The organism is Psychrobacter sp. Ps1, assembly GCF_022129425.1.
In the GTDB taxonomy this organism is placed as follows: domain Bacteria; phylum Pseudomonadota; class Gammaproteobacteria; order Pseudomonadales; family Moraxellaceae; genus Psychrobacter.
This window is the reverse complement of sequence record NZ_JADQAN010000010.1, coordinates 35,258-50,466: the sequence shown is the minus strand read 5'-3', so window position 1 is coordinate 50,466 and position 15,209 is coordinate 35,258. Positions and strand designations below refer to the sequence as shown.

Sequence of the window (15,209 nt, the reverse complement as noted above, 5' to 3'; positions counted from 1 at the left end):
CAACCAAAATGCTCACAACCATAAAAATCCCAAGTTAAGGCTTGGGATTTTTTATTATCATATTGATTTGATGGTTAAATAGACCGTCTATCACCTATCTAGCTCTGCTAATCGTCATCCCGCTCTAAAGTCAAACCATTCACTTCTCTTTGCTGCCGTTACAGGATAATATAGACCATTACTTTTTTCGCTGAATGTGCAAATATTATGAGCAGTCCAAAGGTGTTTTATAACGACAGTGTTAGTGACAGCGACGCTCAAAACGATAGTAGCTATACTCGTACTCATCATGAGCTCGATGCGCATTTTGTCCCAGATGCGAGTGTACCGCTACACAGTCATCTATATGAGCAAATCGACCAACTCGAAGCCATCGATATGGATGAACTGGTTAAGCTACTAGCAGATTCGGATGACAGTGATGAAATCAACAAAACCCCTGTATCTTTGGCTGATTTTTTTGAAGGGTTGGCGCAGCTTGCCACCATGGGTGTGGTTGAAATTACAGAAATCGTAGAAGCCATCCACCGTGAAGTTATTTTGCGTCCGCTAGGCCGCTTCAATGACAAACATTTAAATAAATGGTCGCGCGGATTTACTGGACGTATCTATGGCACGATACGCCATGTCATGCAAATGGTCGGTAATAATCTGGCGTCTGTACTACGCATATACAAAAACCTGATGCTCCAAAAGTCAGTGCAGCCACTACCAGATTCAATAAAAAAGCTGGTCAATGTGCTCAATGGTGTCATGGGTGATCATCTTGTCAATAATCAAAATGCGCTCGCCATTCCGATGATGCTATACACTCAAGACGGCAAACCACAGAATGAAGTGCTATCAGGCCGTATCGTTATTTTGTGCCATGGTCTATGTATGAGTCATTTGAGCTGGCAAGCCCAAGCAGATAATGATTTAGGCGAGGCCATTCATGTCAGCCAGCCTGATACCACGGTGTTATATTTGGATTACAACACAGGTCGCCGTATCTCGCGTAGCGGCCGTAAGTTCTCTCAATTGCTACAAGCGCTGGTCGCTGACAACCCAAATATCAGTCAGATAGATCTGGTCGGACATAGTATGGGCGGTTTGGTTGCTCGCAGTGCACTGTTTTATGGTGAGCAAGATCGCCTAGACTGGATAAAACGCGTGGGCAACCTTATCACGCTAGGTTCGCCGCATCATGGGGCAGTCCTTGAGCGTATCGGTAATTATGTGCAAGACGTCATTGCCAAGCTACCGTTTGCAGGCTCACTGGCCAAGCTCGGTGATATGCGCAGTGCCGGTATTATCGATCTGCGTCATGGCAGTATTCGTGATGCGGATTGGAAAGCATTAGAAGGACGTAGCGTGTTGCCACAAGATTTCCGCCATCCTGCACGGCTGCCAAGTGGTATCAAAACTTATTTTGTTGCCAGTGCGTTGCTTGAGACGCATTATGATTCTAAGGTAACGGATCTGCTAGGAGACAGTTTGGTATCAGTGGCTTCAGCGTTGGGTGAAGATGACGCTGAGCATGCTTTGTTTGTGCCAGATGGTCATAAAGCAGTGTTTTATGGCGTCAATCACATGAACTTAATCCATAGTAGACGGGTGCGTGAGCAAGTCGTTGAGTGGCTGGTTGATAATGGTCTAAGTGACTACGCCGGACGTCCGCGCATACACTCTTATCCTAGAAGTTTAGATGTGGCGATGTAGTGATTTAATGTGAAAAACAAAAAACCCTCAAGCATGACGCTTGAGGGTTTTTTTATAAACAATAATTTATAGGAAGTAAGAAAACTTACTCAGCAAATATCGCTGCTACATCATCTTTATTAAATTTATAGACTTCACCGCAGAATCCGCAGTCCATCTCAAATGTACCGCCTTGCTCTTCGACGATATCTAACGCTTCTGCTTCGCCGATTTGTTCGATTGCCATTTCACACTTCTCGCGTGAGCAAGTGCAACCAAATGATAGAGGGGCAGGCTCAGGGGCAACGATGTTTTCTTCGTGATACAAGCGATAAAGGATTTCATTAGCATCCAGTGTCGTTAGCTCTTCTGGTTTGACCGTGCGCGTCAATACAGACAAGCGCGTCCATAAATCATCGTCGATACCCGCGTCTTGGTTTTGCTCAACTTCAGACGTTTCTTCAGCAGTACGCGGTAGCATTTGTACCAAGATACCACCGGCTTGCAGGCCATCAGATGCCAAGTTAATCAACGTTGGAATCTGAGCTGATTGCTTTTGATAATGCGCTAAGCAGTCCGCTAGATTGTCATGGCTACGCTCAACGATACCTTGGTATGGCTCACCGCCATCAGGCTGAATATTGATAAACAATACGCCTTGTCCCATCGCACCAAGTTCAGCAAACGCTTCTTTGGCATGGGTCATATTGTCCCACGCTTGTACTTGCTCATCCGTTTCGCCTTTCCAGCTAGCAAGCGCACGAATGATACCGTCTTGATCGCATTCTGCCATTGCCCAGTTTAGTAAGCTGTCACTGTCTGATGACTGCAACTGAATAGACAGGCGACCGTTGATTTTGACTGTACTGATTAGCAAACTCGCTGCGGTCAGCATCTCACCCAATAAGCGTTTGATGGCTTCAGGGTAGGGCTTTTGTGCAATCGTACTCGCATAGCTACGTGATAGGCGTACCACATCACCGCGCACGGGAGAGTCTTCAACAAAGAAACGTTGGCGAATGTCGTTGCTGCTATGGTTGCCAATAGTTTGGCTGTCCGTATTTGGGACTTGGATATCTTGAGTCATAAGTCATTTGTAGTATAGAGAAGTTGTTTGCTTTATGGGGATTACTGCCGATTTATCAATCTTACTTAGTAGACTGTTTTGATGATTATAAGCAGCAAAGGTTAATAACGAGCTTAAAAAACCAAGCAGCTGTTTGTATAAAACTCTGAGTAGATAGCCCCTATGAGCCAACATTTTATAGTTAGGATATAAATATATTCATAAATATGAACTCTCTCAAAAAAAATTCACCCTCTACTGCAAATTTGTTGTACAGTAACATTAAGTTGCATTGTGATAAACAACAGCAACAACCGTACGGATGCGGGGCAGTCTGGTCAATCAGACCTATGTCGTCCAAGCACTCACTCAATCTTGCGATAAAAGGATGTATTTCATGAAATACTCATTTTCCAAACCGTTGACTTTAGCTGCTGTTATGGCATTAGGCTTAGCGGGATGTAACAACAGTAGCCAAACCAGCACTGATGCGCCAGCAGATGATGCAGCGACGACAGAAACCACTACCAACGGTACGCTACAGAAAATAAAAGACTCTGGCACTATTGTCGTCGGCCACCGTGATTCCTCTATTCCTTTTTCTTATATCGCTGATGATCCTAATCAGCCGATTGGTTATGCGCACGACTTGGAAATGAAAGTGGTTGAAGCCGTTAAGCAAAAGCTAAACATGCCAGACCTTAACGTTCGCTATAACCTAATCACTTCGCAGACTCGTATCCCATTGGTACAAAACGGCACGGTAGATTTTGAGTGTGGCTCAACCACCAATAATGAAGAACGTCAAAAGCAAGTCGCATTCTCTAATGGCTTCTTTGAAATCGGTACGCGTCTGTTGACCAAAAAAGATTCTGGTATTCAAGATTTTGAAGACCTAAAAGGCAAAACTCTGGTAACGACAGCAGGCACGACTTCAGAGCGTTATATCCGTCAGTACAACGATGATAATAAAATGGATACCAACATCATCTCAGCAAAAGATCATGGCGAAGGCTTCCTAATGCTAGAAAATGGTCGCGCTGATGCCTTTATGATGGATGATGTGCTGCTTGCTGGCGAAAAAGCCAAAGCAAAAAATCCTGATGAGTGGGTCATCGTCGGTACGCCGCAATCGTTTGAAATCTATGGTTGTATGATGCGTAAAGATGATCCTGAATTCAAAGCTGTGGTCGATGAAGCACTTGCTAATGTCTTTAGTTCAGGCGAAATCAATAGCATTTATGACAAGTGGTTCTTGAACCCAATCCCGCCAAAGAACGTCAATCTAAACTTTGAGATGTCAGACAACTTAAAGGCCTTGGTTGCCAATCCGCATGACAGCGCTCAGCCTAAAGAAGCAGCAGCGCAGTAACGCTCATTGTCCCTCAACATAGCTTGCCTATACGTTCAGATAGTCAGTAATTTTATTTGACGTATAGGCTTATCAATCGTTGCTCGGAGAGACAACCATGAATTATAGCTGGAACTGGGGTGTGCTCTTTGAGCAGACTGGTATTGGCAACGAGCTCTATATCCACTGGATGATCACTGGTCTTGGCTGGCTGCTATTGATTGGTAGTATCGCATGGGCCATTGCGATGGTCGTGGGTACCATCTTCGGTATCATGCGTACCTTGCCCAACAAGACCGCTCGTGCAATCGGTACGGCTTATGTGACATTTTTTCGTAATATTCCATTACTTGTTCAACTGTTCTTTTGGTTTTATATTGCTCCTGGCTGGCTCACGCCGACGATACAAGAATGGTGGTATAAGGATTTGTCTCCGAATACCTCAGCCATGCTATCAGCCAGTATTGGTTTGGGCTTATTTACTGCTGCTCGTATCGTTGAGCAGGTACGGACAGGTATTGAGTCATTGCCAGATGGACAGATTAACGCGGCCTACGCGTTAGGGTTTAGCATTCCACAAGTCTATAAAGAAGTGCTGCTACCGCAAGCATTCCGTATTATCTTGCCACCGCTCAGCTCTGAGCTAACGAACTGCTTTAAAAACGCCTCTGTGGCCTCGCTTGTGGGGGTAATGGAGCTGATTAGCCAAACCAAAACCATCAGCGAATACACTCAAAATAGTATCGAGATATATACTTACGCGACGATTATTTATTTGGTTTTCAACTTATCCTTAATCGTTATTATGGGATTGATTGAACGTAAATTGCGTGTGCCTGGGCTTATTGCGGGAGGTCAGAAATGAATATGACCGAATTGGCAACAGCCTATCCAGGTTTGATGGGTGGCATGCTTACCACTTTAAAAGTGCTGTTTTTGGCTATTTTGGGCGGTATCAGTTTAGGAACTGTACTGGCATTGATGCGTTTGTCAGGTATCAAAGCGCTTGAGATTCCAGCCAAACTATACGTCAATTACTTCCGCTCTGTACCACTGCTATTAGTACTGCTATGGTTTTATTTTGCCGTACCGATGATTTATCTTTGGGTAGCGGGTAAGTATCTGCAACTCGATGCTGCGTTTGCCTCCTGTGTGGTCGCATTTATGATGTTTGAGGCGGCTTACTTCTCAGAAGTGGTGCGTGCTGGTATTCAATCGATTGGTAGCGGGCAGGTCAATGCGGCAAAAGCGCTCGGTATGACTTATGGGCAGACCATGCGTCTGGTCATCTTGCCACAAGCCTTTCGTAAGATGCTGCCACTGATTTTGCAGCAGTGTATTATTTTATTCCAAGATACGACGCTGGTATTTGCCATTGGTTTGACCGACTTTTTCCGCGCAGCCTACGTACGCGGTGAGCTAATGGGCTTACTCACGCCGTATATCTTAGGTGCTGGTGCTGTCTATTTTGTGATTAGCTTAAGTGCCTCTGTTGGTGTGCAACAATTACAAAAGCGTTTGCGGTTTTAAAATAGTTATTTTTATACGGCTTTCGCTTGTGAGTGTTAATAGCTTGAATTGAGCGTTTGATTTACCTTTTTTAAATAATGATTATCGAAAATAATGTGGTTAGGAGCCAGTGATGAGCAATGCTGATACGTACTTAAATGCCTTTGGCGGGCTGGTTACCAATAGTGGTCATGCTAGTGATGAGATGGTCATTGAGATATCTAATGTCAGTAAATGGTATGGAGACTTTCAAGTACTGACTGACTGTACGGCGCATGTACATAAAGGTGATGTCGTTGTTGTTTGTGGTCCATCGGGCAGTGGTAAATCAACTTTGATTAAGACAGTGAATGGACTTGAGCCTTTTCAAAAAGGTGACATCATGGTTAATGGTATCTCTGTCGGTGATCCGAAGACTAATTTACCTAAGTTACGCAGCCGTGTCGGCATGGTGTTTCAGCATTTTGAGTTGTTTCCACATTTGACTATTATTGATAATTTGACCGTGGCACAAATCAAAGTGTTGGGTCGTAAAGAGTCTGAGGCCAAACAAAAAGCGATGGCCTATCTAGATCGTGTTGGTCTGACAGTACAAGCGGCGAAATATCCAGCGGAGCTCTCTGGTGGTCAGCAGCAGCGTGTTGCGATTGCACGAGCGTTGGCAATGGATCCCGTCGCAATGCTATTTGATGAGCCAACCTCTGCGCTTGATCCTGAGATGATTCAAGAGGTGCTAGATGTGATGGTCGAGCTGACTCGTGATGGTATGACCATGATGTGTGTGACACATGAAATGGGCTTTGCCAGTCAGGTGGCCAATCGTATTATCTTTATGGATGAAGGGCATATCGTAGAAAACTGTAGTAAAGATGAGTTTTTTGAAGGCGCGAAAAGTGACCGTGCGCAGATGTTCTTATCTAAAATTCTCAATCACTAACGATGTTATTAGAAAAACCTTTAGATTTACATGATGAGAAGCGTCTATTTATAGGCGCTTTTTTGTGCCAGTAGCACATTTGACTATTCCATAAACCCTAGTCGATTCACACGGTCAACCATGATAGTGATTTGAGTAATTACATTGTGAGCTGTATGGCAGAATAGGTGAGTGAATGGCTGTTTACTGATACAATGGCAGTTAATAGGCTAAAAATTAAAAGCAATCGTAAACGACAGTGGAGCTAATATGAGTGTGGAAAATCAATCTGTAGTGCCTGAAGTATCCTCTCATGGTATCGTGATTATTGGTGCTGGGCTGGCAGGCTGGCATGTCATTGATGCCATTCGTGCCAAAGACACAGAGATTCCAATCACATTAATCACGGCTGATAGTGGCGACCGTTATCACAAGCCGATGTTGACAATGGCAATCAGCCAAAACAAACGAGCATCAGATTTGGTACGGGCGTCTGGTAGCGAAGCGGCGAAGACAGCAGAAGTGACGTTGCTAGCCAACACACAAGTGACAGATATTGATCCAGTGAGCCAAACCGTACAGGTGTGCTCTACTGCGCAGTCAGATGACACACTGACGACTATCGGCTATGAGAAAATGGTACTAGCGATGGGCGCGCATCCTATCTTCCCTAAAAGTCTGCCGCAAGATTTGGTCTGGCATGTCAATCACATTGAGCGTTTTAGTCAGCTACAAGAAAAGCTAGCAGCAGGTAGTCAGCATGTTGCGATCGTTGGTGCTGGTATGGTGGGTACAGAAATCGCAGAAGATCTACTTAAAGCTGGTCATAAAGTAACGCTTATTGATTTAAATGATGCACCGCTTTCACAGATGCTACCAGCCAAAGCGACCGCACGTATAGCCAAAGCAATCGAGTCGCAAGGTATTCAATTCTTAGGTGGTTATCAAGTATCAGCTGTTACTCGCGTCAATGACGATGACAATAATAATGACAGCGAAGATGGCGAGAAACTACAAGTAGACTATGCACCGTTATCACCGGATTCAGACAATGCTGATCTTCAGACGCTTGAACCACTGATTGTAGATCATGTGATTGCCAGCACAGGTCTGACAGTCGATGAGCAATTACCTGCTGCGGCTGGTGTGGAATTCGATCGCCGTACGGGTATTGTGGTTGATGCAGCGACGTTGCGCACTAATGCAGTGAATATCTATGCCATCGGCGACTGTATGTCTATCAATGGGGTTGCTTGTCGTTATGTTGCGCCATTGCGAGCGCAGGCTGCGACTATCGCTGATGATATCTTAGGTCACGAGCATAGTGGCTATGATCACAAGCCGCCAATGATTCGCCTAAAAAATAAAGCCATCTCTGTGATGGTGACGGGTGTACCGCAAGCAGCAGGTAATTGGCAAGTGAAGACTGAGAGTGATAATGAGCTAATCATGGATTTGCTCGATGATAATGAAGTCGTTAGCGCAACGGTAACGATTAAGGCGCCTGCAGTTCCTAAAGCATGATGATTGCAATACCGTTTTTCGAAAAACTAATAAAGGACATCATTTATAAATAATGTCCTTTATTAGATGCTTTCCAGACAATTCAGTTGAAAGACAATATTGATGATCGAGCCAGCCCATTCTTTATGATGTGGCTGGCTTTTTTGTGTCAAAAACTTGCCATGATTCTATGCTACCTTTTACTAAGTAGAAAGGCAGACTATCTAATTAAATGATACATACTGTATTGATATTGTTGACAGGCTTTCATTGATGGCGTTATAGTAGCTGAATGCTATATAAGACCTGCCCAAGGAAGAAGGTTTGCACGCAGGCTATTAATAAGTGCTATTTATAAATAATATAAAAAGTAAAACGAAAGGACTCGTTATGACTCAAACTCCTGATTTCGATTCGACTCGCGTTGACTTCGATACTATTTTAAACAACATTCCTAGTATCAATATGGGCGCACGCTCAGCCAATGCACCTCTTACCAAAAGCTATGACAAAGGTCCTGATGTACCGCTGATTGAAGCGACCATCGGTGACTTTTTTGATGCTATTGTTTCTAAATATCCTGAGCGCGAAGCACTGGTCGTCCGCCATCAAAATATCCGCTGGACATATCGTGAGCTACAGCAGCAAGTGAATCAGCTAGCCAGTAGCATGATTGAAATGGGATTAGAGATTGGCGATCGTATCGGTATCTGGTCACACAACAATGCTGAATGGTTGCTCATGCAATTGGCCACGGCAAAAGTCGGCGTTATCCTCGTTAATATCAATCCTGCCTATCGTACTTTTGAGTTGCAATATGCCCTAAATAAACTGGGCTGCTCAGCGCTGGTACTAATGCGTCATTTCAAAACAAGTGACTATGCCAGTTTAATCCGTGAGCTATGTCCTGAGATTTACCACAAAGATTACACTCAGCTTGATTTGGTCGAGATTCCGACGATTGAACGTATCATCTGGATTGATGAGCCAGAGTCGGACGAGACATTCGGCTTTATGCAAAAATTCTCTGCGTGGATGAGCGAGGGCGATGCCAACGATCCGCGTGTTGCTGAGCGTCAAGCCCAGCTTAAAAACACCGATGCTATCAATGTACAGTTTACCAGTGGTACGACAGGTACACCAAAAGGCGCTACCTTAAGCCATCGTAACATCCTTAACAACGGCTACTTCATCGGTGAGGCCATGAACCTTACTGAAGAGGACAAACTGTGTATTCCAGTACCCTTGTATCATTGTTTTGGTATGGTGCTTGGTAACCTAGCGATTCTCACGCATGGTGGCTGTATCGTATATCCAAACGACGGCTTTGAGCCATTGACCGTATTGCAGGCAGTCGAAGAAGAAAAGTGTACAGGTCTGCACGGCGTGCCAACGATGTTTATCGCTGAGCTTGACCATCCTGAATTTGAAAACTTTGATTTGTCTACCCTGCGCACGGGTATCATGGCTGGCTCTAGCTGTCCGATTGAGGTCATGCGCCGTGTCATTGATAAGATGCATATGAGCGAAGTCACCATTGCCTATGGCATGACAGAGACCAGTCCTGTATCTTGCCAGACCAATGAGCACACGCCACTTGATAAACAAGTCTCGACGGTAGGACTGGTACAGCCTGCGCTTGAGGTGAAAGTCGTTGATACAGAAACAGGTGAAATTGTCCCGCTGGGTGAGACAGGTGAGCTGCTTACACGAGGCTATTCAGTGATGAAAGGCTATTGGGGCAGCCGTTTTAAAACACGTGAGGCGATCCAAGATGGTTGGATGCATACGGGTGATTTGGCCACAATGGATGAAGACGGCTACGTAAAAATCGTCGGTCGTAGTAAAGATATGGTGATTCGCGGCGGCGAAAATATCTATCCAGTAGAAATTGAAAATTACCTCTATCGTCACCCAAAGATTCGTGATGTACAAATCGTGGGTATACCAGATGAACGTTATGGTGAAGTACTGGCGGCGTGGATTATTCCGAAAGAGCCTGGCTGCTTGACTGAACAAGAAGTGCGCGAGTTCTGTAGCGAGCATATCGCTCATTATAAAGTGCCGACTTACTATCGCTTTGTGACTGAATATCCAATGACCATCACTGGAAAAATTCAAAAATATAAAATCATTGAGCAAATGAAAGAAGAGTTGGGTTTGTAGTAAGCTTACTTATCTGCTCTAAAAAACAAAAGACTAACCATATTCATTTCACTATAAAAGTATTACAGCGTTAACCTCGCTTGAAGTATCACACATACCTCTGCACTCGGTTGCCTTGTACTACTTTTAAATTGAATCGACTATATGTGAGCAACGCTTAAAAATAGCAGTTAGTATCATTTATATAAAAAGCTACTCACATCTACGTATCTATCTATGTATAAGAAAAAAAGGGATATCATGAGCGCTATCATAACCAGTAAACTGAGTCCAAACTCAAGCGATTTTCAGCAAAACAGTGCCGCGATGCAAGAGATAGTCGATGACCTGTATGTACACTTGCGTAAAGTTGCCCAAGGTGGCTCAGAGCGCGCACGTGCCAAGCATCTAGCGCGTGGTAAGCTGTTACCACGTGAACGCGTCGAGCGTTTGTTGGATGTAGGTACGCCGTTCCTAGAAGTGGCACCGATGGCTGCACATGATATGTATGGCGAAGAGATTCCGGCGGCTGGCGTGATTGCGGGTATCGGCCGTATCAATGGCATCGAGTGTATGATTGTCTGTAATGATGCCACGGTAAAAGGCGGCACGTACTACCCAATGACGGTCAAAAAGCACCTGCGAGCACAAGAAATTGCGCAAGAAAATCATCTGCCGTGCGTTTATCTGGTTGATTCAGGTGGGGCTAATTTACCGAACCAAGATGATGTGTTCCCTGATAAAGAACATTTCGGCCGTATCTTCTTTAATCAAGCCAATCTCAGTGCGGCAGGTATTCCACAGATTGCTGTGGTTATGGGCAGCTGTACGGCTGGCGGTGCCTATGTGCCTGCCATGAGCGATGAGTCTATTATTGTAAAAGAGCAAGGTACGATATTTTTGGGTGGTCCACCACTAGTCAAAGCAGCAACGGGTGAAGAGGTCACGGCAGAAGACTTGGGTGGCGGTGATGTACATACTAGACTATCAGGTGTGGTTGATCATCTAGCGCAAAACGATACGCACGCACTATCGATTGCCCGTAATATCGTCAGTCACCTAAATCGCCCTACAAAAAATATTCCTAATCAAATCACATCGCGTCCGCCACGTTACGATGCCAAAGAGCTCTATGGTGTTATTCCAACAGACAAGCGCAAGCCATTTGATATCAGAGAAATCATCGCGCGTATCGTTGATGACAGTGCCTTTGATGAGTTTAAATCGCGCTTTGGTACGACGTTGGTTTGTGGGTTCGCTCATATCGAAGGGATGCCTGTTGGTATTATTGCCAATAACGGTATCTTATTCAGTGAATCAGCGCAAAAAGGTACGCACTTCATCGAACTGTGCTGTAAACGCAAAATCCCATTAGTATTCCTACAGAATATCACTGGCTTTATGGTTGGCCGCAAATACGAGAACGAAGGTATCGCTCGTCATGGTGCCAAGATGGTAATGGCAGTGGCCAATGCAAAAGTGCCAAAGTTCACAGTTATCGTTGGTGGTTCGTTCGGCGCTGGTAATTACGGTATGTGTGGCCGCGCTTACAGCCCGCGTTTCTTATGGATGTGGCCAAATGCGCGTATCTCTGTCATGGGCGGCGAGCAAGCTGCATCGGTACTGGCAACGGTCAAACGTGATAACTTTGATCGCAAAGGTGAAGCGTGGAGCGATGAGGACGAAGCCGCATTTAAAGCGCCAATTCGTGAAATGTATGAAGAGCAAGGTCATCCGTATTATGCTACCGCACGTATGTGGGATGACGGCGTGATTGATCCTGCTGATACCCGTAATGTATTGGCGTTAGGACTAAGCGCGGCATATAATGCGCCGATTGAAGAAACGACATTTGGTGTCTTTAGAATGTAAGCGTTCTAAGGTCTCCCCATAATAAGCGACTACTGCATTAACCTCATTTGAAGTACGATTTGTACATTTACGCTTAGTCTTTGCACTTGGTTTCCTTGTATTAATATTATTATGGATTGACCAAGAGTTTGTTTAAGTATTTACACAAAAAATATAGAGAAAGTTATGCAAAAAGACAGTAATAAAAATTATAAAAGCCTATTGGTTAACGTTGAGCAGCACGTGGCGACAGTGACGTTAAATCGTCCCGAGATACGTAATGCTTTTAACGATGAAATGATTGCTGAGCTAACCGATGCTTTTAGTACGCTTGGTGCTGATGATGAGGTACGTGTCATTGTGCTAGCGGCTGCTGGCAAGGCATTTTGTGCAGGCGCTGACCTCAATTGGATGCGTGCCATGGCGGATTATAGCTATGAAGAGAATCTAGCGGATGCTGATAAGTTGGCGCAAATGCTTAAGACTATTTATGAATGTCCTAAGCCAACAGTCGCGGCTATTCAAGGCGATGTATACGCAGGTGGCATGGGTCTAGTCGCTGCTTGCGACGTAGCCATTGCGGTCAAAATTGCTAATTTCTGCCTCAGTGAAGTGCGGTTAGGGTTGGCACCTGCCACTATCAGTCCTTATGTTATCCGAGCGCTAGGCGCTAGAGCCTCGCAGCGTTATTTCTTAAGTGCTGAAGTATTTGATGCCAAAAAGGCACGTCAGCTTGGATTTATCCATGAGCGTGTTAGCGAAGAATGGCTGGCCGATGAAGTGGCTGCATTCTGTAATAAGGTCGTCAAAAACAGCCCTGACGCGGTAAAAACCTGCAAACAGCTATTACACAATATCGCTGGTGCACCTATTACTGATGAGCTGATCGCTGACACGGTCAAAGGTATTGCTGATATCCGCTCATCAACACAAGGTAAAGAGGGTGTACAAGCGTTTTTGCAAAAGCGTAAACCTGATTGGCTAATGGCAGACTAACTAGTAGTAGAACAATGATAGGCAAATGGGCAAATAGACAAGACGTCAAATAATAACGACAAGACACAGGGATAGTTATGTTTTCTAAAATTCTAATCGCCAACCGTGGTGAAATTGCTTGCCGAGTGGCCGCGACTGCTAAGCGTCTTGGCGTCAGTACCGTTGCTGTTTATTCTGATGCGGATCGTGAGGCCAAACATGTGGCTGTCTGTGATGAGGCTATCTATTTGGGTGGTTCGGCACCGAAAGACAGTTATCTCAAAGGCGATGCTATTATTGCGATAGCGCTTGAGACTGGCGCCCAAGCAATCCATCCAGGATATGGGTTTTTGAGCGAAAATGCAGACTTTGCACAGGCTTGCCAAGATGCTGGTCTAGTATTTATCGGCCCATCGGCGGATGCTATCCGTGCTATGGGCGGCAAGTCTGAGTCTAAGCGCTTGATGGAGTCGGCTGGCGTGCCGCTGATACCGGGTTATCATGGTGACAATCAAGAAGCTCAGTTTTTGCAGCAGCAGGCAGATAATATTGGCTATCCTGTCTTGATTAAAGCCAGTGCAGGGGGCGGCGGTAAAGGCATGCGTATCGTTGAGCAAAGCAGCGACTTTATTGATTTATTAGACTCGTGCCGTCGCGAAGCGATTACCAGTTTTGGCAATGATCAAGTGTTGGTCGAAAAATATGCGCTAAAACCACGTCATATAGAAATCCAAGTATTCGGTGATACGCATGGTAATTATGTGCATCTATTTGAGCGTGATTGCTCAGTACAGCGTCGCCACCAAAAAGTATTAGAAGAAGCGCCAGCACCGGGTGTCGATACTGCGATGCGTGAAGCGATGGGCACAGCGGCAATCGAAGCAGCACGTGCGGTCGATTACGTGGGTGCAGGTACGGTTGAGTTTATTGTGGAGCAGCGTGAAGACTCTATGAATTTTTATTTCATGGAAATGAATACGCGTTTGCAAGTTGAGCATCCTGTTAGTGAAGCGATTACGGGTGTCGATTTGGTCGAGTGGCAGCTGTTGGTTGCTGCAGGTCAGCCATTGCCAAAAACACAAGATGATCTGGCTATCAACGGTCATGCAATTGAGGCGCGTATCTGTGCTGAAAACCCTGACAATAATTTCTTGCCAGCGACAGGAACTTTATTCACTTATCAAAAGCCTGAGCATAGTACTTTTAACATTACCGATGTGCGTATCGATGATGGCATACGTGAGGGTGATGTGATCAGTCCTTTTTACGATTCTATGATTGCCAAGCTTATCGTGCATGCTCCTACGCGCGAGCAAGCGTTGGCGAGACTAGATCGTGCATTGGCACAGACGCGTATCGTTGGTCTGCCAAACAACGTGGCATTTTTGCGTTATATTTTAAATACCGATTCATTTAGCAAAGCCAATCTCGATACCGCATTGATAGAGCGTGAGCAGGATAAGCTTTTTGACCAGCATCCGCTTGAGTTATCGACGCTTGTGGTGACGGCTATTGCGCAGCAGCTTGCAAGCGAAGCGACTACTCAGGGCTTAGATCCATTTAGCAAGCCGACGGGTTTTCGTGCTTATAGCGATTATACTCGTTCATTTAGCTTGGTTTATGATGAGCAGGCTTATAGCGCTCGCATCAGTAATTGGCATAATGCAAGTTGTGCTGATAGCAAAAAAGGCGGTGATAATCTCAGTAGTTTTACGCTTGTCATTGGTAAAGAAATCGCGAATACGCAGGATGATAGCAATATCAATGTGGCTGCTCAGACCAAAACGGTTTATGAAGGTCAGATCAGCTACGATAGCAGTGACGCGCACAATCATACTTTATGGTTAGATGGTGCACGTATCAGTGCCCAAAGCTGGGTAAATAACGAGACGGTCTACGTATTCACAGATAGCGGACGTGATGAAATTACGCTTGTCGACGTAATGGCACATGTGGGCGAAGACACAGCAGCGGTTGGCAGTTTGAAGTCGCCAATGCCAGGACAAGTGGTTGCATTCAAAGTAGCTGTTGGCGATACTGTGAAAAAAGGCGAGCCACTTGCCGTCATCGAAGCCATGAAAATTGAACACACGATTACCGCACCGACAGATGGTGTGGTAGCAGAGCTATTATTTGCAGCAGGTGATTTGGTCGCTGATGGTGATGAGCTATTGCGCATTGATGCTGAAGGTTAATAAAGGCTGACAATTAGC

The 15,209-nt window shown here is 45.1% G+C and carries 11 protein-coding genes; 10 read left to right on the top strand and 1 reads right to left on the bottom strand.

What is annotated here, in order from left to right; translation table 11 throughout:
- Nucleotides 1–207 precede the first annotated feature (207 nt).
- Complete coding sequence (locus I3249_RS06785; protein ID WP_238069229.1) at nucleotides 208–1,701, top strand: GPI inositol-deacylase; 1,494 nt, start codon at nucleotides 208–210, stop codon at nucleotides 1,699–1,701.
- A gap of 85 nt (nucleotides 1,702–1,786) precedes the next feature.
- On the opposite strand, the gene I3249_RS06780 is transcribed toward I3249_RS06785, so the two are convergent.
- On the bottom strand, nucleotides 1,787–2,767 hold the full coding sequence (locus I3249_RS06780; protein WP_238069228.1) for an Hsp33 family molecular chaperone HslO: 981 nt from the start codon (nucleotides 2,765–2,767) through the stop codon (nucleotides 1,787–1,789).
- 376 nt (nucleotides 2,768–3,143) lie between these two features.
- On the opposite strand from I3249_RS06780, the gene I3249_RS06775 reads away from it, so the two are divergent.
- The 9 genes from I3249_RS06775 (at nucleotide 3,144) to I3249_RS06735 (ending at nucleotide 15,191) form a co-directional block, all read left to right on the top strand.
- A complete protein-coding gene (locus tag I3249_RS06775; RefSeq protein ID WP_238069227.1) occupies nucleotides 3,144–4,118 on the top strand; it encodes a glutamate/aspartate ABC transporter substrate-binding protein in 975 nt (324 codons plus the stop codon).
- 97 nt (nucleotides 4,119–4,215) lie between these two features.
- Nucleotides 4,216–4,962: an amino acid ABC transporter permease gene (locus I3249_RS06770; protein ID WP_238069226.1), complete on the top strand. Its 747-nt coding sequence runs from the start codon at nucleotides 4,216–4,218 to the stop codon at nucleotides 4,960–4,962.
- The gene (locus I3249_RS06765) at nucleotides 4,959–5,627 is read left to right on the top strand and encodes an ABC transporter permease subunit (protein WP_238069225.1); all 669 of its coding nucleotides are present in this window, start codon (nucleotides 4,959–4,961) and stop codon (nucleotides 5,625–5,627) included. Before I3249_RS06770 ends, I3249_RS06765 begins: the two co-directional genes overlap by 4 nt.
- A 184-nt stretch (nucleotides 5,628–5,811) precedes the next feature.
- Nucleotides 5,812–6,543, top strand: coding sequence for an amino acid ABC transporter ATP-binding protein (locus I3249_RS06760; RefSeq protein ID WP_057762314.1), 732 nt, complete (start codon nucleotides 5,812–5,814; stop codon nucleotides 6,541–6,543).
- Nucleotides 6,544–6,792: 249 nt separating this feature from the next.
- Complete coding sequence (locus I3249_RS06755; RefSeq protein WP_238069224.1) at nucleotides 6,793–8,046, top strand: FAD-dependent oxidoreductase; 1,254 nt, start codon at nucleotides 6,793–6,795, stop codon at nucleotides 8,044–8,046.
- 369 nt (nucleotides 8,047–8,415) lie between these two features.
- Nucleotides 8,416–10,191, top strand: a complete 1,776-nt coding sequence (locus I3249_RS06750) for an AMP-binding protein (RefSeq protein WP_238069223.1) — start codon at nucleotides 8,416–8,418, stop codon at nucleotides 10,189–10,191.
- 240 nt (nucleotides 10,192–10,431) lie between these two features.
- Nucleotides 10,432–12,042 (top strand): carboxyl transferase domain-containing protein, encoded by a 1,611-nt coding sequence (locus I3249_RS06745; protein WP_238069222.1) that lies wholly within the window; start codon nucleotides 10,432–10,434, stop codon nucleotides 12,040–12,042.
- Between the two features lie 165 nt (nucleotides 12,043–12,207).
- A complete protein-coding gene (locus I3249_RS06740) occupies nucleotides 12,208–13,017 on the top strand; it encodes an enoyl-CoA hydratase/isomerase family protein (protein ID WP_238069221.1) in 810 nt (269 codons plus the stop codon).
- Nucleotides 13,018–13,094: 77 nt separating this feature from the next.
- Nucleotides 13,095–15,191 (top strand): acetyl/propionyl/methylcrotonyl-CoA carboxylase subunit alpha, encoded by a 2,097-nt coding sequence (locus I3249_RS06735; RefSeq protein WP_238069219.1) that lies wholly within the window; start codon nucleotides 13,095–13,097, stop codon nucleotides 15,189–15,191.
- Nucleotides 15,192–15,209 lie beyond the last annotated feature (18 nt).

Excerpts from the sequence above, each read along its gene's own strand:
- I3249_RS06785 (WP_238069229.1), top strand. The coding sequence starts at position 208 with ATGAGCAGTCCAAAGGTGTTTTATAACGACAGTGTTAGTGACAGCGAC.
- I3249_RS06780 (WP_238069228.1), bottom strand. The coding sequence starts at position 2,767 with ATGACTCAAGATATCCAAGTCCCAAATACGGACAGCCAAACTATTGGC.
- I3249_RS06775 (WP_238069227.1), top strand. The coding sequence starts at position 3,144 with ATGAAATACTCATTTTCCAAACCGTTGACTTTAGCTGCTGTTATGGCA.
- I3249_RS06770 (WP_238069226.1), top strand. The coding sequence starts at position 4,216 with ATGAATTATAGCTGGAACTGGGGTGTGCTCTTTGAGCAGACTGGTATT.
- I3249_RS06765 (WP_238069225.1), top strand. The coding sequence starts at position 4,959 with ATGAATATGACCGAATTGGCAACAGCCTATCCAGGTTTGATGGGTGGC.
- I3249_RS06760 (WP_057762314.1), top strand. The coding sequence starts at position 5,812 with ATGGTCATTGAGATATCTAATGTCAGTAAATGGTATGGAGACTTTCAA.
- I3249_RS06755 (WP_238069224.1), top strand. The coding sequence starts at position 6,793 with ATGAGTGTGGAAAATCAATCTGTAGTGCCTGAAGTATCCTCTCATGGT.
- I3249_RS06750 (WP_238069223.1), top strand. The coding sequence starts at position 8,416 with ATGACTCAAACTCCTGATTTCGATTCGACTCGCGTTGACTTCGATACT.
- I3249_RS06745 (WP_238069222.1), top strand. The coding sequence starts at position 10,432 with ATGAGCGCTATCATAACCAGTAAACTGAGTCCAAACTCAAGCGATTTT.
- I3249_RS06740 (WP_238069221.1), top strand. The coding sequence starts at position 12,208 with ATGCAAAAAGACAGTAATAAAAATTATAAAAGCCTATTGGTTAACGTT.
- I3249_RS06735 (WP_238069219.1), top strand. The coding sequence starts at position 13,095 with ATGTTTTCTAAAATTCTAATCGCCAACCGTGGTGAAATTGCTTGCCGA.